This window comes from Arenicella chitinivorans, assembly GCF_014651515.1.
Lineage (GTDB): Bacteria > Pseudomonadota > Gammaproteobacteria > Arenicellales > Arenicellaceae > Arenicella > Arenicella chitinivorans.
Genome location: NZ_BMXA01000003.1, coordinates 187,114 through 209,934 on the forward strand (window position 1 = coordinate 187,114; position 22,821 = coordinate 209,934).

The 22,821-nt window shown below is 49.0% G+C and carries 23 protein-coding genes; 14 read left to right on the top strand and 9 right to left on the bottom strand.

Annotation, left to right across the window (positions count from 1 at the left end; all coding sequences use genetic code 11):
* Positions 1–18: 18 nt before the first annotated feature.
* Positions 19–2,391: a TonB-dependent hemoglobin/transferrin/lactoferrin family receptor gene (locus IE055_RS10655; RefSeq protein WP_189400657.1), complete on the top strand. Its 2,373-nt coding sequence runs from the start codon at positions 19–21 to the stop codon at positions 2,389–2,391.
* A gap of 64 nt (positions 2,392–2,455) precedes the next feature.
* Here the strand turns inward: IE055_RS10655 and IE055_RS10660 are convergent, their stop codons facing one another.
* Together IE055_RS10660 and IE055_RS10665 are read right to left on the bottom strand one after the other, a co-directional pair.
* On the bottom strand, positions 2,456–2,806 hold the full coding sequence (locus tag IE055_RS10660; protein WP_189400659.1) for a 2OG-Fe(II) oxygenase: 351 nt from the start codon (positions 2,804–2,806) through the stop codon (positions 2,456–2,458).
* A 10-nt stretch (positions 2,807–2,816) separates the two neighbouring features.
* The gene (locus IE055_RS10665; protein WP_229794248.1) at positions 2,817–3,206 is read right to left on the bottom strand and encodes a LysE family translocator; all 390 of its coding nucleotides are present in this window, start codon (positions 3,204–3,206) and stop codon (positions 2,817–2,819) included.
* Positions 3,207–3,403: 197 nt separating this feature from the next.
* On the opposite strand from IE055_RS10665, the gene IE055_RS10670 reads away from it, so the two are divergent.
* Positions 3,404–4,594 (top strand): discoidin domain-containing protein, encoded by a 1,191-nt coding sequence (locus IE055_RS10670; RefSeq protein WP_189400663.1) that lies wholly within the window; start codon positions 3,404–3,406, stop codon positions 4,592–4,594.
* A 77-nt stretch (positions 4,595–4,671) separates the two neighbouring features.
* On the opposite strand, the gene IE055_RS10675 is transcribed toward IE055_RS10670, so the two are convergent.
* From IE055_RS10675 to ald, 3 genes are all read right to left on the bottom strand, one after another.
* Positions 4,672–4,977, bottom strand: coding sequence for a hypothetical protein (locus tag IE055_RS10675; RefSeq protein WP_189400682.1), 306 nt, complete (start codon positions 4,975–4,977; stop codon positions 4,672–4,674).
* A gap of 52 nt (positions 4,978–5,029) precedes the next feature.
* Positions 5,030–5,563 carry a TerB family tellurite resistance protein gene (locus tag IE055_RS10680; protein WP_189400684.1) on the bottom strand — a complete coding sequence of 178 codons (534 nt, stop codon included), beginning with the start codon at positions 5,561–5,563 and terminating at the stop codon, positions 5,030–5,032.
* Positions 5,564–5,856: 293 nt separating this feature from the next.
* Positions 5,857–6,972, bottom strand: coding sequence for an alanine dehydrogenase (ald, locus tag IE055_RS10685; protein WP_189400687.1), 1,116 nt, complete (start codon positions 6,970–6,972; stop codon positions 5,857–5,859).
* Between the two features lie 180 nt (positions 6,973–7,152).
* Between ald and IE055_RS10690 the strand changes: the two genes are divergently transcribed.
* From IE055_RS10690 to IE055_RS10725, 8 genes are all read left to right on the top strand, one after another.
* Entirely contained in the window at positions 7,153–7,632 is a 480-nt protein-coding gene (locus tag IE055_RS10690) for an Lrp/AsnC ligand binding domain-containing protein (RefSeq protein ID WP_189400689.1), read from the top strand.
* 45 nt (positions 7,633–7,677) lie between these two features.
* On the top strand, positions 7,678–9,069 hold the full coding sequence (locus IE055_RS10695) for an L-serine ammonia-lyase (protein ID WP_189400690.1): 1,392 nt from the start codon (positions 7,678–7,680) through the stop codon (positions 9,067–9,069).
* A 380-nt stretch (positions 9,070–9,449) separates the two neighbouring features.
* Positions 9,450–10,859, top strand: a complete 1,410-nt coding sequence (glnA, locus tag IE055_RS10700) for a type I glutamate--ammonia ligase (RefSeq protein WP_189400692.1) — start codon at positions 9,450–9,452, stop codon at positions 10,857–10,859.
* 227 nt (positions 10,860–11,086) lie between these two features.
* Positions 11,087–12,151: a nitrogen regulation protein NR(II) gene (gene glnL / locus IE055_RS10705; protein ID WP_189400694.1), complete on the top strand. Its 1,065-nt coding sequence runs from the start codon at positions 11,087–11,089 to the stop codon at positions 12,149–12,151.
* Positions 12,144–13,526 carry a nitrogen regulation protein NR(I) gene (gene ntrC / locus IE055_RS10710; RefSeq protein WP_268244541.1) on the top strand — a complete coding sequence of 461 codons (1,383 nt, stop codon included), beginning with the start codon at positions 12,144–12,146 and terminating at the stop codon, positions 13,524–13,526. The genes glnL and ntrC overlap by 8 nt, the downstream gene beginning before the upstream one ends.
* 89 nt (positions 13,527–13,615) lie before the next feature.
* The gene (locus IE055_RS10715; protein WP_189400698.1) at positions 13,616–14,299 is read left to right on the top strand and encodes a TIGR04211 family SH3 domain-containing protein; all 684 of its coding nucleotides are present in this window, start codon (positions 13,616–13,618) and stop codon (positions 14,297–14,299) included.
* A gap of 3 nt (positions 14,300–14,302) precedes the next feature.
* Positions 14,303–15,313 (top strand): AraC family transcriptional regulator, encoded by a 1,011-nt coding sequence (locus tag IE055_RS10720; RefSeq protein ID WP_189400700.1) that lies wholly within the window; start codon positions 14,303–14,305, stop codon positions 15,311–15,313.
* A 138-nt stretch (positions 15,314–15,451) separates the two neighbouring features.
* Positions 15,452–15,778, top strand: coding sequence for a hypothetical protein (locus IE055_RS10725; protein ID WP_189400703.1), 327 nt, complete (start codon positions 15,452–15,454; stop codon positions 15,776–15,778).
* A 15-nt stretch (positions 15,779–15,793) separates the two neighbouring features.
* Here the strand turns inward: IE055_RS10725 and IE055_RS10730 are convergent, their stop codons facing one another.
* The 4 genes from IE055_RS10730 to IE055_RS10745 all read right to left on the bottom strand — a co-directional run bounded on the left by IE055_RS10730 (position 15,794) and on the right by IE055_RS10745 (position 19,397).
* Entirely contained in the window at positions 15,794–16,315 is a 522-nt protein-coding gene (locus tag IE055_RS10730; protein WP_189400705.1) for a GNAT family N-acetyltransferase, read from the bottom strand.
* 16 nt (positions 16,316–16,331) lie between these two features.
* Complete coding sequence (gene hemH / locus IE055_RS10735) at positions 16,332–17,336, bottom strand: ferrochelatase (RefSeq protein WP_189400707.1); 1,005 nt, start codon at positions 17,334–17,336, stop codon at positions 16,332–16,334.
* A gap of 56 nt (positions 17,337–17,392) precedes the next feature.
* On the bottom strand, positions 17,393–18,484 hold the full coding sequence (nadA, locus tag IE055_RS10740) for a quinolinate synthase NadA (RefSeq protein ID WP_189400709.1): 1,092 nt from the start codon (positions 18,482–18,484) through the stop codon (positions 17,393–17,395).
* Between the two features lie 136 nt (positions 18,485–18,620).
* Positions 18,621–19,397, bottom strand: coding sequence for a hypothetical protein (locus IE055_RS10745; RefSeq protein ID WP_189400711.1), 777 nt, complete (start codon positions 19,395–19,397; stop codon positions 18,621–18,623).
* A 200-nt stretch (positions 19,398–19,597) separates the two neighbouring features.
* Between IE055_RS10745 and sohB the strand changes: the two genes are divergently transcribed.
* The 4 genes from sohB (at position 19,598) to IE055_RS10765 (ending at position 22,741) form a co-directional block, all read left to right on the top strand.
* Positions 19,598–20,620 (top strand): protease SohB, encoded by a 1,023-nt coding sequence (sohB, locus tag IE055_RS10750; RefSeq protein WP_189400713.1) that lies wholly within the window; start codon positions 19,598–19,600, stop codon positions 20,618–20,620.
* Between the two features lie 156 nt (positions 20,621–20,776).
* A complete protein-coding gene (locus IE055_RS10755) occupies positions 20,777–20,962 on the top strand; it encodes a hypothetical protein (RefSeq protein ID WP_189400715.1) in 186 nt (61 codons plus the stop codon).
* A gap of 239 nt (positions 20,963–21,201) precedes the next feature.
* Positions 21,202–21,786, top strand: a complete 585-nt coding sequence (locus tag IE055_RS10760) for a GbsR/MarR family transcriptional regulator (protein ID WP_189400717.1) — start codon at positions 21,202–21,204, stop codon at positions 21,784–21,786.
* A gap of 19 nt (positions 21,787–21,805) precedes the next feature.
* On the top strand, positions 21,806–22,741 hold the full coding sequence (locus tag IE055_RS10765; RefSeq protein WP_189400719.1) for an ABC transporter substrate-binding protein: 936 nt from the start codon (positions 21,806–21,808) through the stop codon (positions 22,739–22,741).
* The last annotated feature ends 80 nt before the right edge of the window (positions 22,742–22,821 follow it).

Consider the following 22,821-nt stretch of genomic DNA (forward strand, 5'->3'; position numbering starts at 1 on the left):
GGTTTTGCGGAGATAGCAATGAAATTATATAAACAAGTGAGTGTGTTGAGCACAGCGTTGCTCGGTGCGCAAGTTAGCACTCTGGTCAGTGCGCAGCAGGCCGATTTTGGCGAAGTGACAGAGTTGCCGAAGTTGGTGGTCGAAGAGGCGCACGAAAACAATGTGTCGCACACCATTCGAAAAATGGAAGCGTTAGAAATTCAGCGTTTGTCGATCAGTAATATTGAAGACACCACACGTTATATACCTGGTGTGCAAGTGAATGACGGTGGCAATCGTTTTGGAGATGATGGCTTTAATATTCGCGGCTTAGAAGGTGATGCCGTGGCAGTCACGGTTGATGGTGTGTCGTTGGGTGAGACTCTGAATCCACCGGATTTCGCGCCGTATGGTATGTACGGATCGACGCGCGGACAAACTGAGTTAGAGCATGTCAAAGCGGTGACGATTACCAAGGGTCCGAGTGCGGTGACCAATGGCGGCAGCGCGCTGGCTGGATCGGTGGCCTACACCACGTTGTCGGCGTCTGATCTGTTGCAAACCGTGGAAGGGAATACGTTTTTCGGCATTGAGACCGGTTTTGATTCGCGTTCGGAAGAATTAATGGTGAGTGCCAAGCTCGCCAACCGAACTGGTCGCCTGGAATCGATGCTGTTGTACACCCTGCGCGATGGCGATGAAATGAAATCGCATGATTCGGGTACTGATATCGTCGGTGCAAATCGTGGCCAGGCCGACCCATTCTCAATTGAGTCCGACGCGATTCTGGCGAAGTTCGCATACCAGCTGACCGATACACAGCGCATAGGTGTGGTGTATGACTCAGTGGATCGCACCGCCGATGGGACACCGCTTTCGCGTAATAGTTCAGAAGCGTACCCAAGCAGCTACGATAACTTCCAAACTCTGGATGAAAATAACAAGGAACGCTATGGGGTGTTTTACGAGCTAAGCAGCTTAGATAACGCGCTGTTCGATAATCTAACAGTCGCCTATGACGTGCAGGAATTGTTTAGTTCCGGTTTGACTGCGTTTGAATACTCGGCCGGTGGCGACACGTATCTACGTCAGGAAGATCGCAGTTTTACGCAGGAGTCAGATTCCTTAACCGTGGACTTCAGTAAAGGCATTGACGGTGCCGTGCCGCAAACGCTGTCATATGGTTTTGCCTGGGTAACGAAAGATGTTAGCAATGACCTGTATGACCGCCGGTTTAATGGCGTGACGGTCGATACGGGTTCCCGTGAGGGCTATCCATTTCGCGATCCAAACTGGATTCCAGACACCGAGGCGGAAACCTTCACAGTCTATGTGGGCGATGAAATTCAATTGAACGACAAGCTTGGGCTGACTGCCGGGGCCCGCTACGACTCAACCTCGTATTCGCCACGTATTAACGAGTCGTTTTCAGACACCTATGGGAGCAGTGTGAAGGATGCATCGTTCGATGCCTTCGCCGTAGAATTGATTCTCGACTATGAGTTTGTCGATGGCCATAGTTTGCTCGCGAGTGTAAGCCAGGGCTTAAAAGCGCCAACCGTTCAAGATTTGTTTCTGAATACCAACGGCAGCGCCAGTATTGTTGATTTGTACACCGGTCGTGAGTTCGTCGATCTGGATACCGTGGCGAATTCAGACCTGGAATCCGAAGAGTCTACGAGTTTTGAACTGGGCTATAAACTGGAAACCAGTAAAGCCAGTTTAACCGTGACGGGTTATCACACCGAATACAGCAACATGATCCAAAATGTGAGTTTGTTCCGAGATTATGGCGCCGAGGTAACCTCAATGGTGTGCAGTCGTTTTGGCTGTTCGACTGCCGTGGTAACAGGTGATGATTATTATCAGCCACAGAATGTCGGCGAGGTCGACGTCAACGGGATTGAAGTAGACGCCGTTTATGCCTTCACCGACAACATCTATACCAAGCTGACCTATGCGACGATTGATGGTGAATACAAGGACACCTTGGCAAATGATCACAACGTCGGCGATAAACTCGAGACCGCCGCGCCCGATTCGGCGACGCTCAGCCTGGGCTTTAATTCGCAGGAGAATGACTTTGGCATTGCACTGCATGCCGTGTGGTTCGACAAAGTGGATGTGTCAGACGATCTCAGTTTCACGTCACTTAATAACGGTTCTGGGCCTGCTTATTATCCGGACTCATACACCGTTATGGATCTGTCGGCATTCTATCGAGTCAATGACAAGCTTAGTTTGACTGCGGCAGCGTACAACCTGTTCGACAAAAACTACTTCCGCTGGGAAGTCGTTAACAGTGTTCGCAATGGCGCTGGTGGCTTTTTCGGCGGCGTGGCCGAACAAGGCTACCAGCGTTATTCAGAGCCAGGCCGGTCGTTCAGCGTGAACTTACAGTATCAGTTTTAGGTTTGGTCAATATGGTTGACCATTAGTGAAAGCCGCGCTCTGGGTGGAAGTAGAGCGCGGCTTTTTATTTGTGCGTGAGCCAACCAATACTGAATACGTAACGAACCCCAGCTTCAATTTTACTGACGGAGTGCAAGGATGTATCTGGTCGGAAAAATTTAATTCTACGAGTCTCGAAGATGGGGGCCTCGTAATTGAATACACCTTCTTCGCGGGCATTTCTGAGTACGATATTCAGCCGGTAATGCTGTCCGTCGTCTACCTCGTCTTTGTGCTCTGGAACACAACTTCCGGTAGGAAATCGCAGTAAGTAAATGTCGAATCGGATTGGCCAATGTGCGCCACCGAGGAATAGTTTATCGTACCCCGAAGCTTGTCTTCCGCCCCGCCATTTGAACAACCTACGCACTGACATTTGGTTTCGTTTATGGCTGATGCATAAACGCTACTACAACACCCGACGAGATAAATGTGATCCCGGCGCCGATGTTTAACCCTGCAACAAGGGCCGGTCTATTTTTGAACCAAGTTGAAAGCTGAGAAGAAAGTATCCCCATCAGGCTAAAGCCCGTCGCTGTTAGCAATGCAAACCAAGCGGCATAGATTACCATCTGAGTGCTGACCGGATCGAGTAATGGATTAACTAATTGAACCACGAACGCGAGCACGAATAAACCAGGTTTTGGGTTCAATGCGGTTGACAAAAAACCTATATAGAACACCGTCGTGCGCGGTCGGCGTTGCGTTGTTTCAACTGAGAACAAGCTTTTGATGCTTAGCGCCTGAATCCCGAGCCAAACAAGATGGATTGTCATAACCATTGTCATATTTTTGTATGACCATAAATGAATGTATTGGTATTACCAAAAGACATATATGGTATGACCAGAATGTATGATAGTGTTGGTCAAGTGTCAACAAACTCCCATCTGCGTAGTAAAACAATAAAAATTGTTGATGGTTTGGATGGCACTTTAAATTCCAACTAACCCTATTATTGGAGGAGCATAAAATGGAGAAAATCTACTTATTATCGAGGGCCTTTAAATCGGTAGGCTTGCTAATGTCGTTGTTGTACTTCTCAGCCGTGTCGGCGGCTGTGGTTCAACCGGTTTCTGTCACCGCGTCGTCTCATGATGGCAATGTGCCAGCAAATACCCTGGACGGCAGCCTGTCTACCCGTTGGTCTGCCAATGGAAATGGACAGTGGATTCAGTACGACTTGGGCAGCACTTATACTGTCGATAATCTCAGAATCGCGTTTTATAAAGGCAATCAACGAACCGCAAATGTCGATATTCAGTTATCGTCTAATGCGTCGTCTTGGAATACAGTGTGGTCTGGTACGCAGCCAGTATCCACCACTAGTCTGCAAAACTTTGAGTTGACCGATACATCGGCTCGGTACGTTCGTATTGTGGGTTATGGGAATACATCCAACAGCTGGAATAGTCTCACTGAAGTGGACATCTACGTCACGGGTTCCGGTTCTGGCGGTGGTGGCGGTGGTGGCGGTGGTGGCGGTGGTAACAGCGCCATCCCTCAGCTTTTGCTCAGTACCATGGACGATTCAGAAGGTGGTAGCCCAGTACAAGGAAATGCGTTGGTCTTTAATGCACTTCAGGCCCAGTACACCACACCCAATGGGAATGGGTGGCGACACGAAATGAAAATTCCGCCAGCAGACCGTTTACCGATGAATCAGACCTATGAGTTACTGCAAGCGGATTATAAAGTCGATCTCTCGGATGGTGGCAAAATGATCGTTGCGCAATATCATGCAAGCGGATTAGGCACCACCATGAAGGTCTATGTGTCGGACACCAACGAATCCGGTTTCTTTGATAGCACGCACACCAACGGCATTTTCGATGTGTATGTGCGCATGCGAAATACCAGCGGCACAGAGCTTAAATTCCCACTGGGTACGATCGAATCGGGTGATACTTTCAACCTTAGAGTCGAGAATAATTACGGAAGTTTGACGGTGAGCGCTTTAGGCACAACACAACAAATGACCGTGCAGACCAGTAGTGCCGATTACCTGAAATTCGGTAATTACTTGCAATCACAAAACCCTAACGGGAATGTCAATTGCGGTACCAAGGGTGATTCAAGTTCATTTGCCGCATGTTACAACAGCTTCAATATCAATACCGCAGTGGTCACCATGACCAACATTACTTACCAACGAATTGAATAATTGATCGTGTTAGATAAGTAGTTCGGAGGGGCAGCGCCATTGTGGTGTTGCCCTTTTTACTCGAGAGCCAAGCTACGTTAGTTGCTTTCGTAAATCGCAAAGGAGCTGCCGTGGTTCAAGGCTTCTTCGAAATACGGTTGAAACTTGACGCTATGAGGTGAGTTGAGCGACTCAATTTTGAGCTGGTTTCCCTGTAAGTCTCTAATTTGAGTAAAGCCAAATTTTGCAATTTCGATTTCCGCACTACCAAAGTCCAAGGTGGCATCTGTTTGATATAGGAAGATAATACACTTGTGTAGTTTGCCGATCTCCGAATAGCGGTACTCATACTCGGGCGAACCATCAAATACACCTTCGAAGCCGTAACAGAATACAGTGCTCATTTTTCTTAGCTCGATAATGTATCAGTTGCATCTTAGTGACGAAGTCGCTCAATCACCATCCGGCCTTGGCATTGAATAGCTTGTCGAACTCGCCGCTGACCTTGCTGACGAATCGCTCTTTTTCTTTTAGGTTGCTTTGGTTGATGTCTTTGATTGAGTTGAGTAAGAACATCACCGAGCGTGCCTGTTCCTCCGAAAATTTATCCAGTGATCGGTTCATCACTTTTTCGGGTTTCGCAATGGCATCTTCGCCATCACCAAAAATATAGATACTCGACATCAGCAAGTCTGAGGCTTCTTTTTCCGATCTACCGAGCTCGCTTTGAAACAAAGTGAGGAGTGTTTGCTTTTCATCGCTACTGATTTCACCATCGATTTTAGCAACCGAGGTTGCCAGCATGGCGGCCACTTCCAGCGGTCCCTCTAACGAAAACACCGGGTTGCCTTCATACTTTTTACGCCATGCTCTTCGGCGACGCCAGGTGAATGGATTGAGCCAGCCAATGTCGATTCCAGCGTCCGCTAAACGATTAAAAAGGACCAATATGGTGACGATCAAGCCAAGGACGCCGACGATAATGTGCATAGTAGATTTCCTGTTGCGTTGGTTAGGCGATTGGGAGCGGTCGCGCAAACACCTGATGAGTTTGCTAACACTGTTCGGTTGGAGGTTCCAGTTTCCCTCTGGTTAGAAAGTAAAACCGGTCCAATCTTAAAATATAAAAGGCGACTTCACCAAGCCTAATGCTGAATAAAAACGGCAGGAACCTTGAACGACTATGTGCGATGAGCCGGAAGTAACAAACCGCAAATTAAAAGCCGCACTCTGTAAACACAGAGCGCGGCTTTTGCCTTCCTTGGCTATGTCCTGAATTACAACTAGAGGATCAGAGAGGCGGGGTCGGTGTATTCTAACCCTTGCGCATCGGCGACGGCTTTGTAGGTCAGTTTGCCGTCGTGTACGTTGAGACCGTTCAGCAGATCTTTGTTTTGTTGCATAGCTGCTTTCCAGCCGTGGTTGGCCATCGCCAATGAGAATGGCAGGGTGGCATTGTTCAATGCATACGTTGATGTTTGTGGCACGGCACCTGGCATATTGGCAACGCAGTAGTGCACGACACCGTCCACCACGAAAGTGGGGTCTTGGTGCGTGGTGGGCTTGGACGTCTCTAGGCAGCCACCTTGGTCAATTGCCACGTCCACAACCACGGAGCCGGGTTTCATTTTACCGATGATCTCGCGGGTAATCAGTTTGGGCGCGTTAGCACCTGGTATCAAAACTGCGCCGATGACCAGATCTGATTCAATTGCGTAACGCTCAATCGATTCTGTGGTGGAGTAGACGCAGTTAGCTTTGCCTTGAAATTCGATGTCGAGTTCGCGCAATTTAGAAATCGAGCGATCCAGAATGGTTACATTAGCGCCCATGCCGCGTGCGATATAGGCCGCGTTCTGGCCAACCACACCGCCGCCAATGACCAATACTTTGGCTGGCTCGGTGCCAGGTACGCCGCCCATCAATACACCGCAGCCGCCTTGTGCGCGTTCAAGGCAGTGAGCGCCCGCTTGCGCCGCCAGGCGACCGGCAACTTCACTCATTGGCGCTAATAGTGGCAGCGTGTTGCCCGGGCCAGTGACGGTTTCATAGGCAACCGCAGTGACGCCGGATTCGAGTAATAGTTTGGTTTGTTCTGGGTCTGGTGCCAGGTGCAGATAGGTGAATAAGAGTTGTCCGCGACTCAGTTGCTTGCACTCCTGAGGCTGTGGCTCTTTCACTTTAATGATCATTTCGCTTTCGGCAAAGATGGCTTCGTTGCTGTCTGCGATTTTGGCTCCCATGGAACGATACACATCGTCGGTCAGGCCAATGCCTGCGGCAGCGCCGGTGGCAATGGTGACTTCATGCCCGTTGGCAATGAGTTCCTTTGCACTCGCGGGGCTGAGTCCTACACGGTACTCGTGATTCTTAATTTCCTTTGGCACACCGATTTTCATGCTGATTTCCTCAATTTAAGGGATGTGAGATTACTTGCTGGTAATTTTATCGACAGCGCAGGCGCTTGGTAAGCGATAAATTATCTATATTCTTCTTGAAACGACAAATATTATCGTTTTGAGAGTGCCTCATGGTGATATCATCTGATTCACCATAAATGACCAGTAATATTCAATTCTATGGAGTATTCCGACGAGCCCAATAAGCTTGATAAATACGATCGCCGTATTTTGGCAGCGTTGCAGTTAGACGGCCGAATTTCGTATACGGATTTGGGTAAAAAAGTTGGCTTGACCACCACACCCTGTATTGAGCGCGTGCGCAAACTAGAACGTGCCGGGTATATAGAGGGGTATTCCGCACGCCTGAGTGCCAAGCAATTGGATGCGGGTCTGGTGGTGTTTGTCCAAATCAGCCTAGATCGCTCAAGTAAACAAACCTTTGAGGAGTTTCGATTGGCGATTCAAAACCTGGATCATGTGCAAGAGTGTTATCTGGTAACTGGGAGTTTTGATTTTCTGGTGAAAGCGCGGGTTCGTGACATGCGGGCTTACCGAGACTTTTTGGAAGAACAATTATTGGCCGTGCCAGGTGTCTACGGTTCAACCAGTATCGCCGCAATGGAAACGGTGAAAGAAACACTGGCAATTCGGGTATAGTGCGAACTAATTTCAACCAACTTTGCAACGACGCAACAGGGCATTATGAGTATTAGCGCTTTCGATTTGTTTTCCATCGGGATTGGTCCATCCAGCTCACACACGGTCGGGCCGATGCGCGCTGCCAAGATGTTCGTGGATGGATTAGTTGACGCCGGTCAATTGCCTCAGGTGGTGCGGATTAAGGTTGAATTATTTGGGTCATTGGGTGCAACCGGTAAAGGTCACGGCTCGCCGAAAGCGGTGGTGCTTGGCCTGCTTGGTGAGACTCCAGAATCAGTGGACGTAAGCACTGCGCTGTCTCGCTATGAGCACATTAAGCAAGAGGGCACGTTGAATCTGGCGGGCTCAAAACAAATTAAGTTTGATCGCGATGCAGATCTGATTCTGCATTTTCGAAAGTCGTTGCCGACACACAGTAATGGCATGACCTTTGCCGCGTATGATGCGGAGCAAAATGAATTGCGGGCGAAAACCTACTATTCGGTCGGCGGTGGCTTTGTGGTGCCGGATGGAGTGGAGATGGTATCGCAAGACACCACCGAGTTGCGCTTCCCGTTTGGTTCGGCAGCGGATTTATTGGCCTTGTGTGATGAGCACCAAATGTCGATCTCAGACCTAATGCTGGAGAACGAACAAGCTTGGCGTAGTCCGCAAGAGATTGAAGCACAGCTATTGGCGATTTGGTCGGTGATGCAAGAATGTGTTAACACCGGTCTGCACAACCAGGGCGTGTTGCCGGGTGGACTCAAAGTTCAGCGACGCGCACGAGAATTGCATCAAAAACTCTTGGCTGCACCAGAGCGTTCGTTATCGGATCCGCTCGCGGTGTTGGACTGGGTGACCTTGTACGCGTTGGCAGTCAACGAAGAGAATGCTGCTGGTGGGCGGGTCGTGACCGCGCCAACGAACGGTGCCGCCGGAATTATTCCAGCGGTTCTACATTACTACACGCGTTTTACACACGGTGCGAATGAGCGTGGCGTAATGCGCTTTTTGCTCACGGCAGCGGCGATTGGAATCCTGTATAAACGCAATGCGTCGATCAGTGGCGCAGAAGTTGGGTGTCAAGGCGAGGTTGGTTCGGCGTGCTCTATGGCGGCTGGGGCATTGACCGAAGTGCTGGGGGGAACGCCCAGTCAAGTGGAAAACGCCGCCGAGATTGCAATGGAACACAACCTCGGATTGACCTGTGATCCGATTGGTGGATTGGTGCAAGTGCCCTGTATTGAACGTAATGCGATGGCGTCGGTAAAAGCTATCCATGCGGCGCGGATTGCACTAAAAGGGGACGGGTCGCACTATGTGTCGCTGGATAAAGTGATCAAAACGATGCGTCTAACGGGCAAGGATATGAAGGACAAATACAAGGAAACGGCACGTGGTGGCTTGGCTGTTAACGTAATCGAAGTCCCTGTCAGCGTGGTAGAGTGCTAAAATGCACCATATTGGTGCTCAATAGTTTATAATGCACCGTTTTGGTGCTATCCATGCTTTGGTGATTAAAAGCGCGTCGTCGCTTGGGCACCGTATTCATTGACGCTTCAACATATTTCAAGTTCTGGAAAGTTGGCACAATGCTTGCTCATCATTTCCTGCCCGAGCTCAGTGCACAGAGCTACAGGCAGTTTTTTCAACGGCACGTTGAAGCATGGTTGTAGATGTTAAAACGTTAAGCATTTGCAGTACCACTCACCGGCATCGGTTGTACGTCGAAGTGAGCTAGCCATGCTTCAACCGTTGGAAGCAGGCGAGAGGCGATCATTTCAACGGTGGTCAACTAATCAATTTAAACCAAAAGTTATTGAGGTAAGGAAATGTCAGTCAAAGACGTTTTAAAGCAGATTAAAGACGAAGATGTGAAGTACGTGGATTTTCGTTTTACCGACACGCGCGGCAAAGAACAACACGTTACGGTTCCGACCAGCGTAATTGATGAAGATACGTTCGAAGAAGGTAAAATGTTCGACGGTTCGTCAGTCGCTGGCTGGAAAGGAATTAATGAGTCCGACATGATTCTCATGCCAGAGGCAGAGTCTGCAGTGATTGACCCATTCTTCCAAGATAAAACTTTGAATATCCGCTGTGATATCGTTGAGCCATCCACAATGAGTGGCTATGAACGTGACCCACGTTCGATCGCGAAACGTGCGGAAGCCTATTTAAAAGAAACCGGTATCGGCGATGCGGCCTACTTTGGTCCTGAAAACGAGTTCTTCGTATTCGACGACGTGCGGTTTGCCACTGAGCCTCGTGGGGCTTTCTACGAGATCGATTCAGCCGAAGCTTTCTGGAACTCAGAGAAGCCTTATGAAGGCGGTAATATGGCGCACCGTCCAGGTTTAAAAGGCGGTTACTTCCCAGTACCACCCGTTGATTCACTGCATGATCTGCGTTCTGCGATGTGCCAATCTGCTGAGGCGATGGGTGTGCCAACCGAAGTCCATCACCACGAGGTAGCGACTGGCGGTCAATGCGAAATCGGTACTATCTTTAACACCTTGGTTCGTAAAGCCGACGAAGTACAGATTTTCAAATATGCGGTCCACAATACAGCGCATATGTTCGGCAAAACCGCGACATTTATGCCCAAGCCAATCGTTGGTGATAACGGTTCCGGTATGCACGTGCATCAATCGATCTTCAAAGATGGCGAGAACACTTTTGCTGGCGACGGCTATGGTGGTTTGAGCGAAACCGCGCTTTACTATATTGGTGGTATTTTCAAGCACGCCAAAGCAATCAACGCGTTTGCAAACGCATCGACCAATAGCTACAAGCGTTTGGTGCCTGGTTTCGAAGCGCCTGTATTGCTGGCTTACTCAGCACGCAATCGTTCCGCATCTTGCCGTATTCCTTATGTTACTAATCCAAAAGGTCGTCGTATCGAAATCCGTTTCCCGGATTCCACAGCAAACCCATATCTGGCATTCACCGCGATGTTGATGGCCGGTTTGGACGGCATCCAAAACAAGATTCATCCAGGTGAAGCTGCGGATGAGGATTTGTACGAGTTGCCTGCCGCTGAGCAAGCCAAGATTCCAACCGTCGCTGCCGGTCTGGATTACGCACTGGCTGCATTGGATGCCGATCGTGAGTTCTTGCTGGCTGGCGGTGTATTCAGTGACAGTGCGATCGACGGCTACTTGGAGTTGAAACAAGCAGAAGTTGACGCGTTGCGTATGAATACGCACCCAATTGAGTTCCAAATGTCATACAGCTGTTAAACGGTTGACCGTCCGAGAGTGCTTGTCTTATAACGAGCACTCTCGGGGTTTTAGTATAACCCTGCATTTGTCGCCTGTTCGCAGGCATGGCTGGTCCAGGGATGACCTGCTGATTGAAAAGTATTGTGGTCCAAAGTTTTACCCTGGGGTAAATTTAGATACGGATGCACCAAAATGGTGCATAGAGACATCATAACCGAGATTTAGTTCAACTTTAGTAAGGTACTGTGGATAGCAAACTTCTCATCGAGAGCCTTGAATGTGCTCTGCTGTTGATCGACCCGAATGGGTTAGTTGAGCAAGTCAACATCGCTGCGGAAACCTTGTTTTGCCAGAGTCGACGTTACCTGATCGGTACACCGGTTAGTCAGTTGATTCCGGATGAGATGGTGCAGTCTTGTCTGGAGAAATGCAGTAGTCAGAACGCCAAATTTACGCTGCGTGAGGTCGAGTTGCCGACCGCGGACGCTACCGCACTGGTCGATATGACACTGTCGTGCATTTTGGTGCCTAAGAGTACACGTTCCGCGACGTTGATGGAGATTAATTCGATCAATCGCATTTCGCGGTTCATGAAAGAAAAAAATCAATTGGAACGGCAGCAATCATTCCGTTTGATGATGCGTGGATTGGCGCATGAAATTAAGAATCCGCTTGGCGGTATTCGCGGCGCAGCGCAGCTGTTGTACCGCGAAATACAAGACCCATCACGTAAAGAATTAACCGAGATACTCATTAAAGAAGCAGACCGATTAACACGCTTGGTGGATCGTGTTATGGGTTCTCGTGAACAGCTAAAGCCGGTTCGCCTCAACATTCATGAGGTACTCGAGCATGTTGTGCATCTGGTCAGTGTGAAGCACAGCAAGCGCCTCGTTGTGAACCGCATCTATGATCCGGCCTTGCCAGAGGTCAACGTGGACCGAGAGCAGATGATTCAAGCTGTGTTGAATATCGTCGGCAATGCCATTGAAGCGCAGGAGGGCAAGCGGTTTGTCACTTTAGGGTTGATTACCAAGTTCGAGCGCTTTGTGACGATAAATCAGGTGATGCATCGACAGGCGTTAAAAATAAAGATCTGGGACGAAGGTCCAGGTGTGCAGGAAGAGATGAAAGAAATTTTGTTTGATCCGTTGATTACCGGACGACCAGAAGGCAGTGGGTTGGGGCTGTCGATTACCCAGGAGATCGTACAACGTCATAATGGGGTTGTTCAGTTAGAGGATTATCACGGAAAAACGTGTTTCTCGATTTATTTGCCGTATCCATACGAGGGGGATGACGATGCATAATATCTGGATAGTGGATGACGACTCATCGATTCGATGGGTACTGGCGCGTGCTTTACGCGCAGAAGGTTTCGAGGTGCGTGACTTTGAAGACGCAGAGAGTGCGTTGCAGGCGCTGGACAGTGCCACGCCAGATGTGTTGATGACCGACATCCGAATGCCAGGGATCAGCGGTCTCGAACTGGCGCAACAGTTGCATGAGCAGCTGCCGCACGTGCCGTGTATTGTAATGACTGCGCATACTGACCTTGACAGTGCACTGGCTTCGTATGAGAGCGGTGCCTTTGAGTATTTACCCAAACCGTTCGATTTGGATGAGGCAGTGCGACTCGTACGTCGTGCTGTGGAACCGAAAGAAGGTGCCCGGGTTGCGGATGAAGCACCGGATAAAGAAGTCGAGATCATTGGCGAGGCACCGGCGATGCAAGAGGTGTTTCGTGCGATCGGTCGTTTAGCTAAGTCCAATATTAATGTCATGATCTGCGGCCAATCGGGTACCGGTAAGGAGCTGGTGGCTAACGCGTTGCATCGTCACAGTCCACGTGCATCCAAACCATTCGTGGCAATCAACATTGCTGCAATTCCTGGCGAATTATTAGAATCCGAATTGTTCGGGCATGAAAAGGGCGCGTTTACTGGTGCGCAGGCACAGCGTAAGGGCCGCTTTGAGCAAGCCAATGGTGGCACCTTGTTTTTGGATGAAATTGGTGAGATGAGCGCCGAGCTACAAACTCGTTTGCTACGCGTACTGTCCGATAAACGTTTTTACCGGGTTGGCGGCCGTGACCTGATTTCCGTTGATGTGCGCGTGTTGGCGGCCACCAACCGTAATCTGGAAAAACAAGTGCAGGAAGGTCATTTTCGGGAGGATTTGTATCACCGCTTGAATGTTATTCGAATCGATTTGCCGGCACTGCGCGAACGAGCCGAAGATGTGCCGTTACTGTCGAAACGATTTTTGCGTGCCAGTGCCGATGAGTTGCAGGTGGATATGAAGGTGTTGTCGGACGAAGCTTTGCAGCGCATGATGGCATATGACTGGCCAGGAAATGTGCGGCAATTGGAAAACATTTGTCGGTGGATCACGGTGATGGCACCGGCGCTAAAAGTTGGTGTCGAAGATCTGCCCAAGGAAGTGCTGGGTGAGCCGGCGGAAGGACGTGCAGTCAACTGGGAGTCGGCTTTGGCAAAGGTAGTCCAACAACAATTAAACATTGGCAAGAAGGACGTACTGAGCGATTTGGTGAAGCGTTTTGAAAGCACTCTGCTGAAAGTGGCGCTGGATCACACTGGCGGTCACCGACAAAACGCAGCAAAATTGCTTGGTTGGGGTAGAAATACGCTGACCCGGAAATTGAAAGAGTTGGAAATCGAGTAAAGGCCCTCGAATTTGGCGTGATGAAGCCGGTCAAAATGGCTGCGGCGTGTGTATAATCACGCTATCTGCGCACCTACATTCTAGTTTTTATGACGTTTTTAACTCGTTTTCGATTGCACTGGATTTTTGCTTTGTTTCTGCTCGGCGTTGCGGCCAATGGACACGCACAAACTCGCTATGTTACGGATGAATTTGAGATCATGCTGCGGACGGGTCCGAGTGTTCAGAATAAAATTGTTAAAGCGCTGAAAAGTGGTACCCGACTTGAAGTACTGCGCTTGGATGCTGGTAACGGGCATAGCCAAGTACAGACCTCACGCGGCGAAATCGGGTACGTGCTCACGCGGTTTTTGAGTCAGAACCCATCTGCACGTAACCGAGTGCGCTATCTCGAGGAACAACTAGAGCAGTTGAAATCCAAGCCCGGCGAACTGCAGTCTTTGTTAGTTAACAGTCAAGAAGAGAATCAGGAGCTGATTCGCTTGAACACCGAGTTGACTGATCAATTGCAGAAAGCCACCACTGAATTAACTGAGATTCAGCGGATTTCTGGTGATTCCGTAAAGCTTGCGCAAAAGGCCGCAAAGCTTGAAACCGAAGTACAGCAACTGTTGTTGCAGCTGGACGATATTCGAATTCAGAATGAGACCTTGAAGGATCAAAGCGCCAAACGCTGGTATGTTCTCGGCGGCGGGACGGTATTCCTTGGGCTATTGTTGGGCTGGATTCTGTCGATCGCTAAACGACCACGCCGAAACTCCTGGGGAGCATAGAGCTTGCTCGAGTACGCCAATATCGTACTTCGCCTGCTTTCGATATCGCAGGTATTGCTGTTCATCTTGCTGTTGCTCTGTTCCGACAACCCTAAACGTGTGCGTGGCGTTGGTATCCTGTTGATGCTGGGTATTGTCGCCTACCTCGGCATGAGTTTAATCGACGATTACACGCCGTTGGGGAGTGATGTCTTATTCCTCTGGTATTTGTCCGCGATTACGCCCAGTCTGATGTTGTTGTTTGTGTGGTTTATATTCGAGGAAAATTGCCATCCCCCGGTTTGGGTCATTGCGCTGGTGAGTACCTCAATTCTTGCATCTTTATACTACCAGTTCACCGACATCGGCTTGCCGGGTTCGCCATGGTGGTTGCAAGCTTTAAAGACTGGAATCGCCGCAGTCGCTATCTTTGTCGTTTGGCGTGGTCGCGACAATGATCTCGTCGAAATGCGCGCTAAAATTCGCAATGTTTTTATTTTTGCGCTCACATTAATGGCGTTTATCGTTATCAGTGTTGAAGTGCTGACAAGTTTTAATCCGCCGATTGCACTTGATGTGCTGACCAGTTTGGCAATTTTTGTTTTCTCGTTCACATTGAATTACTTTGTAATTCGACTCAACCCCTCGCTCCAATTGCTGACCCCGCCGTTACCTGTGCAGCCAGCGACGGAAGATCCAATGATGCAATCATTGTTGGATAAAATGCAGCGTGAACGCCTGTACGCCGATCATGATCTACGGGTCGGCACATTGGCGAAGATCATGAATATGCCGGAATACAAATTGCGCCAAAAGATCAATCAGGAGTTGGGGTACCGTAATTTCAATCAATTTGTGAATCGGTATCGCATCGAAGAGGCCGGGGTCAAGCTGCGCGAGGATACGCGTGTGCCGGTATTGAGTATTGCATTGGACGTTGGCTTCCGGTCTATCTCTTCGTTTAACACCGCGTTCCAGGAGCATTTCGGTGTCTCGCCAACCAAATACCGCGCCGAGCTTCTTTCGAATAATTAAAAACTCTGCCGAATTTTAAAATTCAGTAGGGTTAACGAGTATTTCGGCAGAATTGCTATTCTGAAAAGAGTCAAATGCAAGCTGGTTGATTGAGTGAATGCTCAATCCGGTTTCTCACTCTTACTCCTGGTAGCACAAATGACACACACAACTAAACAACGAATTTCTGGCTTGATCTTGGCTGCATCGCTTCTTATGTCTGCGAGTGCCGGCGCGGCGGTAAAACGGACTGACAATGAGATGTTGGCTGATTGCATCGACAGTGTAAATGCTCAATACCAAAACATTGATAGCGTAAAAGCGGCCAATATCACATCACGACGTAACTTCTTCAAGGCGCGACTGCGTGTGGTTGCCAATGGTGAGCGTTCCAGCATGACCTGCGTGATCCGTGGCGACCAAGCGTTGGCGTTGAGTTGCAAAAGTGCCAACAGCTGCCCAGCCAGTGTTGTGGCGGCTAACTGATTATTGATTTATTTACTACGACCCTTGTAATAGGTCTTGGCCGAAGGTGACATCACCTTCGGCTTTTTTTTGCCAACGAGTGAGATACAGATGTCCTTCGAAAGGCAACAGGTCGGGGTAGTCGGTCTCAGTGAAACCGAGTCTGCGGTAAACCTTGAGTGCAGGCAAGTTGTGGGCGTTGACGAAAAGACTTGCCTGCCGTACGCCAAGATGAAGGCACCCAGTGCCGCACAAGTATTCGACTAGTAGCGTGATCAGCCCCCGTCCGCGATATTCGGGGTTGACAACAAGTCGAGCGAGGTGGCAGAAATTCAAGCGATTATAGAATTGCCCAAACGCGACTAGTTCGCCATCCCGGTTGGTCATGGCGATACAGTTGAGCGGTTCCAAACAGGCGTCCTTTGCGAAACTGGCGGCAGTGAAGGGGAAGCGAAAACCTGGCCCGGCCCAATTCCGGACATCCTGTTCAGTCTGGAACCAGCACATCAATGTGTCGAGCAGTCGTAGTTCGAATGGTCTACATCGAAACTGCTGCACAATGAGTTTTAACTCCCTACGTCTGGCTGTGCTGATGGACGATATCCGCCATCAAAGCAGCGTGTGCAGGTGAGTCGTTCAAGCAGGAAATATAGCGGTAGTCTTCGCCGCCAGCCTTCATAAAGTACTCCTTATTTTCACCTTCAATTTCTTCCAGCGTCTCAAGACAATCCGCACTGAAACCAGGGCAGATCATGTCCACGGATTTGATACCTTGTGCAGGCAGCGACTTAAGTGTTTCATCGCAATAAGGTTGTAGCCACTCTTGTGCGCCAAAGCGAGACTGGAATACCAACATCCATTCGTCGTCTTTGAGCGCAAGCTTTTTAGCGATAGCGAGAGCGGTTGCCTGGCATTGTTGCTGGTAGGGGTCGCCTTTGGTGATGTACTTTTTGGGCACGCCATGAAACGACATGATGAGCTTCTGTGCTCGGCCGAATGTGTCCCAGTGGGATTTGACCGAGTCCGCAATGGCTTGAATGTATGCGGGTTGGTCATAGTAATGACTTACGAACTTTAAATTCGGAACCCATCTAAATTTTTGCAGCGCCTTAGCGACCGCATCGAAGGTCGAGCCGTTGGTGCTGCCGCTGTATTGCGGGTACAGCGGAATGACAATGAGATTGTTGGTTCCGGCATTATGTAGTTTGCGTAGTTTCTCTTCAACGCTGGGCTGACCGTATCGCATGGCAATCTCAACCTGGTACTCATCGCCCAATAGCGTGGCGGTCTTATCGCCCAAGCCCTGTGTGTTGATAAGTAAAGGTGAGCCTTCTTCAGTCCATATTTCGCGATAAGTTGCGGCGCTTTTATGGGCGCGAAAATTAATGATGATCCCTTTCACCAGTATGGTGCGAAACAGGGCGGGTAGCTCGATGACTCGAGGGTCCATCAAAAACTCTGACAAGTAGTCTCGCAGCCTTGGGCAAATTGGTTTGGCGGGTGTCCCCAGATTTACTAATAGTACGCCAGTGCGTGATTGGCGATTATGCAGGTCAGATTCCTGGCCGTAATATTTCATAGCAACGATGTGGAGTCGATGAGACGGGTGATAAGCGAAATAAACGACAGTGACGGCTAGGCGTCGCCACTGACTTTCATGCCGGGACGGATATGTGTATTCGCAAAATCGACCATGCGTTTCAGCGACCGCTCTGCTTTAGTGCGTACCGATTCTTCAATACTTATCTCGTTGTCGCCAGTCTCCAATACATGCTCCAGCCGTTGTAAGTCGTTCATTTTCATCCAGGGGCATTGCGCACAACTTTTACATGTTGCGCCACTACCCGCAGTGGGAGCCGCGATAAACTCTTTGTCGGGAGAATATTCTTTCATCTTGTGAAAGATGCCATCTTCAGTGGCGACGATGAACTTCTTATTCGGCAATTCACGTGTAGCATTCAAAATCTTACTGGTTGACCCGACCACATCAGCTAGATCAACAACGCTCATCGGTGACTCAGGGTGAACTAACACTGCGGCATCGGGGTGTTGTTTTTTCATCTCCAGGAGCGCCTCAGCCTTGAACTCTTCATGGACGATACAAGAGCCCTGCCACATGATCATGTCGGCACCGGTCTCTTTCTGGATATACGAGCCGAGGAAACGGTCAGGCCCCCAGATGATTTTTTCGCCGCGATCACGAAGATAAGTACAAATCTCTAATGCAATTGAGGACGTCACAACCCAATCGGCACGCGCCTTAACTTCAGCGCTGGTGTTGGCGTACACCACCACCGTGCGGTCCGGATGTTCGTCGCAGAATGCGGAGAACTCGTCAATAGGGCAGCCGATATCGAGTGAGCACTCAGCCTCCTTGTCGAGCAGTAAAACCCGCTTGTTAGGACTCAATATCTTTGACGTCTCGGCCATGAATTTGACGCCAGCTACGATAATCGTACTGGCTTCATGTTCGTAGGCGTAACGTGCCATTTCCAGAGAGTCGGCCACCTTGCCACCGCTTTCTTCTGCAAGATCTTGCAAGTCTTCGTCAACATAATAGTGAGAAACCAGAATGGCATCCTGCTCTTTCATTAAGCGCAACAGTTTTTGCCGCAAGTCTTGTTCCGCGGTTTCGCCGAGCGCACTGTGCGTGATCGAACGGGCCTGAGCTGCGGTCAAATCAATCTCGTTTTCGAGACTCTTGGGTATGTCGATGGCTTTAGACATTACGCCCTCCAATTACAAGCGTGTTTAGACCGCGTAATCGTACCACAGCTTGTCTCATAGTCGCGTTACGAAACGGCCGGGGGAACAACGAAAAAAGCCACCGTAAAGGTGGCTTTTTCAAAGAATCGTTTAAAACCTAAAACGGCCTCGGGATTGTCAGCCCAGCTTTTTTGCCGAGTTTTTTCTTAGAGGCCTTTTTGGTGACCTTTTTAGTAGCCTTTTTCTTGGATGCTTTTTTAGTGACCTTTTTGGCAGCCTTTTTCTTAGAAGCTTTTTTGGTGACCTTTTTAGCAGCCTTTTTCTTGGATGCTTTTTTGGCTACCTTTTTAGCAGCCTTTTTCTTAGAAGCCTTTTTGGTGACCTTTTTAGCAGCCTTTTTCTTAGAAGCCTTTTTGGTGACCTTTTTAGTAGCCTTTTTCTTGGATGCTTTTTTGGTGACCTTTTTAGCAGCCTTTTTCTTAGAAGCTTTTTTGGTGACCTTTTTAGCAGCCTTTTTCTTGGGTGCTTTTTTGGTGACCTTTTTAGCAGCCTTTTTCTTGGGTGCTTTTTTGGTGACCTTTTTAGCAGCCTTTTTCTTGGATGCTTTTTTGGTGACCTTTTTAGTAGCCTTTTTCTTGGATGCTTTTTTGGCTACCTTTTTAGCAGCCTTTTTCTTGGATGCTTTTTTGGCTACCTTTTTAGCAGCCTTTTTCTTAGAAGCCTTTTTGGTGACCTTTTTAGCAGCCTTTTTCTTGGGTGCTTTTTTGGTGACCTTTTTAGCAGCCTTTTTCTTGGATGCTTTTTTGGCTACCTTTTTAGCAGCCTTTTTCTTAGCAGCCTTTTTGGCTACTTTCTTGCTGCTCTTTTTAACAGCCTTGGTTTCCTCTGCGGCAACTACCTTCTTGGCTTTCTTTTTTGTTTTCTTTGTGGCCATCTAAGATTTCTCCCATTGGCTTGAGCACGGGGCTCAAGATTGGTTGGTGTAGACCCGTAGCAATTGTGCTCAGGATACAGCTTCCGTCAAATATAGATGAAGGCAATCAAAAGTCAAGTAATGGGCTGATTCGCGCTAGTGTGCCGCGATTAGGTCGGTATAATGTCGAACTCTTGAAATTCTAAATTGTGTAGATTCTTATGTCTGAATTTTTGCTCTCATACGGAATGTTTGTCGCAAAGGTCGTTACTGGTTTGATTGCTTTGATGTTTGCTGTGGCCATCGTTGCCGGCGCTCGTAATAAAAAGGAAGATAGCTCTGAGCTCAAAGTGACCAATCTGAACGAAAAGTATCAACAACTTAAAAATGCTGTGTTGTCTGCGGTATTAGATAAAAAGCACTTTAAACAGCATTTGAAGGATGAAGCCAAAGCGGCCAAAAAGGCACAGGCCGGAAAAGGCGAGGCAAAGCCGAAGTTGTTTGTATTAGAGTTTGAAGGTGACATCCGGGCTTCTCAGGTCGAGACGCTCAGAGATGAGATTACGGCAATGTTGAGCATCGCTAAGCCGGAAGATCAGGTCCTGCTTAAGTTGGATAATTCCGGTGGTGTGGTGCACGAACATGGATTGGCTGCGTCGCAATTGCAACGCATCAAGGACGCAAAATTGGGTTTTACTGTGTCAGTCGATAAAGTGGCTGCCAGTGGCGGCTACATGATGGCGTGCGTCGCAGATAAAATTGTGTCAGCTCCTTTTGCGATTCTGGGGTCCATTGGCGTATTGGCTCAACTACCCAACTTCAATCGTATGTTGGACAAAGCAGGTATTGATTTCGAACAACATACTGCAGGCGAATACAAGCGTACGGTCACAATGTTTGGCAAGAATAGCGACAAGGAGCGAGAAAAACTGAAGCAGGAGCTACAAGACACGCATCACCTGTTTCGTGAGTTTGTCCAACGTCACCGTGAGAACCTGGATATGGACAAGGTGGCCACAGGTGAGCACTGGTATGGCACACAGGCGTTAGAGTTAAACCTAGTAGACGAATTAATCACCAGCGATGATTATCTGATTAACGCATTGGATCAGTTTGATATTTTTGAGCTGAAGATGGAGACCAAAAAGGGCATCCAGGAGAAGCTGTTGGGGGGCTTGTTTTCGAGTGTCAGTGAAGCTCGTTCCAGATTGGCGGATGCGCAGAATATTTCGAAATATCATTAAATTACAGCTGATCGTGCGGCACTCTTTGCTGGGAAAAAAATCAGCCATGCTCTAAAGTAATACTGAGGGATGACGTTATTATTTGTGTGTGTGGATAACGTCCATTCGAGAAAACTTTATATGCTGGTATACCGCCGGCTGGTATGGGTGATACACGTGGCAAGCACGAACAAACTTCTTGGAAACGAAAGTGACCGAGTGTCGATTGAAGCAGCGAAAGTTGCGACCGCGCAGATGGATGGTAAGCAAAAGCGCGTCGTACAACATAAGCACTGGATGCAAGTGATGGGCGAAGGGCAATCGACACCCGATAAAACTTACCAACGTAGCAAATCTAATTAAATTAAATTCAAAACGACCGCTGGCGGCTCCGTCGCGGTCGTTTTGTTTAGCCTTTCTAGTTCCTACTAGTTAGGAATCTTCCTTAGCGGCTTGGATGCTGCTCGCCGACGTCATTCTGATCGGCTTGATCTCGATTCCACAGCGATGTCCTCCCGGGCGCTCTATATGCGCCCCGCTTGTGTCGTTCACACAGAAACGGGTAGACTGCGGACAGTCGAAATAACTGGGGTATTGCCAGTATGAAACTGTCAACCAAAATCGAAACCTTTGTGGCGCACTTCGGCGAGATGGGTAGCCGCTGGGGATTTAATCGAACTGTCGGTCAGATGTATGCCTTGCTAATGGTCTACAGTCGACCACTGAATGCGGACGAAATAGCCGAAATGCTCAGCATCTCGCGTTCAAATGTCAGCATGGGGCTCAAGGAATTACAGTCTTGGCGCTTATTGAAGCTGACGCATTACCCCGGTGATCGTAAGGAATACTACAGCACACTGGATGACATTATCGAAGTGGCGCGTATTGTGTTGGAAGAGCGGCATAAGCGAGAAGTTGCCCCAACGCTGACCATGTTGCGCGATGAAATCATGCGTGAGCCAGCGTCGGATGAAGGTAAGTATGCGCAGGATCGTATGATCGAGATTTATGAGCTGATCGACAGCGTGTCAAAAATGGTCGACGAATTGGTGGCTTTGAGCACATCGGACCTAGGTAAGATGATGAAAATGGGCTCAACGGTTGCTGGTGTGTTTGCTTTTAAAGACAAGGTGTTGGGGCGTGGTAGAAAAGAAGGCACCGCAGCGCTAACCGATGAACTTGAGTAGAGCCGGGATGCAACGTTGTTTGCGTAGAATTCTTCTACTCCATTGCTTGGGGGGCGTAATTGTCTGCAGTATCGGTCTTAGTGTTGTCAGCGCCGCGATCGAAATAACTGACTCGCATGGCATTCACCGTTTCGAGTCACCGCCAAGCCGCGTAGTTGTCCTCAATTGGGCGCTGGCTGAAAATATGCTGGCGCTTGGTGAGGTGCCGATTGGCATGGCGGATATTGCCACTTTTCAGCAACACGCGGCGACCGTCGACGTGTCAGAGAATACGCAAGACGTTGGCACGCGGCTGAGTCCCGATTTAAAACGAATTAAGTCACTGCAACCAGACGTCATCCTTATCGGGTATTCTCAGCGCGCCTTGATGCGCCCGCTATCGAACATCGCGCCGGTGGTCTATTTTAAAAACTTTGGCAAACGTTACCAACATGCAGAAAAGTCCCGCGCGCGGTTTCTGGAGTTAGCAAAGCTCTTCGACAAAACTGCTTTGGCAGAATCACTGTTGCAGAGAGCTGAACAGGCATCGGCACAATTGCGTGCGAGCATTGATGTTTCGGATCGTCAGTTGGTGCTGAGGATCGTGGCGCCGAGTGAGCGGCATGCCGAACAGGCAGTGCTATTTGGCAGTAATTCGATGCCGTACTACGCTGCTGAACTCTTGGGCCTGTCGGTCGTCAGTGCGGTGGAGAATGACCAATACGGCACCCATGCCGTGACCTGGGCGCAACTAGCGGAGCTTGAATCCGTGATTCAAGATAGTGAGCAGAACATCATTATTTGTCCCATCTTTCTGTCTTCGTACGCTAGCCCGGTTGCGGTCGCGCGATCAAAATTTGCCCCGAATTCGACACGGCATGCACCCGAATATCAAAATGCTTTTGGTGGTGCGTTGTCGATTTACACGTTGGCGGAGGCCTTTGCACCCATTGTGCAAGCGTGTTTGTTGCAATAATAACCGGTAGCGCTCAACGGATTGGCGTTATCTAACCCTCTGACCTGCCTCGAATATTTCTCTGGGTTATTGCTGATATT

Bases quoted from the DNA above. Each gene is read 5' to 3' on its own strand.
- IE055_RS10655 (WP_189400657.1), top strand. From the start codon at position 19: ATGAAATTATATAAACAAGTGAGTGTGTTGAGCACAGCGTTGCTCGGT.
- IE055_RS10660 (WP_189400659.1), bottom strand. From the start codon at position 2,806: ATGTCAGTGCGTAGGTTGTTCAAATGGCGGGGCGGAAGACAAGCTTCG.
- IE055_RS10665 (WP_229794248.1), bottom strand. From the start codon at position 3,206: ATGACAATCCATCTTGTTTGGCTCGGGATTCAGGCGCTAAGCATCAAA.
- IE055_RS10670 (WP_189400663.1), top strand. From the start codon at position 3,404: ATGGAGAAAATCTACTTATTATCGAGGGCCTTTAAATCGGTAGGCTTG.
- IE055_RS10675 (WP_189400682.1), bottom strand. From the start codon at position 4,977: ATGAGCACTGTATTCTGTTACGGCTTCGAAGGTGTATTTGATGGTTCG.
- IE055_RS10680 (WP_189400684.1), bottom strand. From the start codon at position 5,563: ATGCACATTATCGTCGGCGTCCTTGGCTTGATCGTCACCATATTGGTC.
- ald (WP_189400687.1), bottom strand. From the start codon at position 6,972: ATGAAAATCGGTGTGCCAAAGGAAATTAAGAATCACGAGTACCGTGTA.
- IE055_RS10690 (WP_189400689.1), top strand. From the start codon at position 7,153: ATGGAGTATTCCGACGAGCCCAATAAGCTTGATAAATACGATCGCCGT.
- IE055_RS10695 (WP_189400690.1), top strand. From the start codon at position 7,678: ATGAGTATTAGCGCTTTCGATTTGTTTTCCATCGGGATTGGTCCATCC.
- glnA (WP_189400692.1), top strand. From the start codon at position 9,450: ATGTCAGTCAAAGACGTTTTAAAGCAGATTAAAGACGAAGATGTGAAG.
- ntrC (WP_268244541.1), top strand. From the start codon at position 12,144: ATGCATAATATCTGGATAGTGGATGACGACTCATCGATTCGATGGGTA.
- IE055_RS10715 (WP_189400698.1), top strand. From the start codon at position 13,616: ATGACGTTTTTAACTCGTTTTCGATTGCACTGGATTTTTGCTTTGTTT.
- IE055_RS10725 (WP_189400703.1), top strand. From the start codon at position 15,452: ATGACACACACAACTAAACAACGAATTTCTGGCTTGATCTTGGCTGCA.
- hemH (WP_189400707.1), bottom strand. From the start codon at position 17,336: ATGAAATATTACGGCCAGGAATCTGACCTGCATAATCGCCAATCACGC.
- nadA (WP_189400709.1), bottom strand. From the start codon at position 18,484: ATGTCTAAAGCCATCGACATACCCAAGAGTCTCGAAAACGAGATTGAT.
- IE055_RS10745 (WP_189400711.1), bottom strand. From the start codon at position 19,397: ATGGCCACAAAGAAAACAAAAAAGAAAGCCAAGAAGGTAGTTGCCGCA.
- sohB (WP_189400713.1), top strand. From the start codon at position 19,598: ATGTCTGAATTTTTGCTCTCATACGGAATGTTTGTCGCAAAGGTCGTT.
- IE055_RS10760 (WP_189400717.1), top strand. From the start codon at position 21,202: ATGAAACTGTCAACCAAAATCGAAACCTTTGTGGCGCACTTCGGCGAG.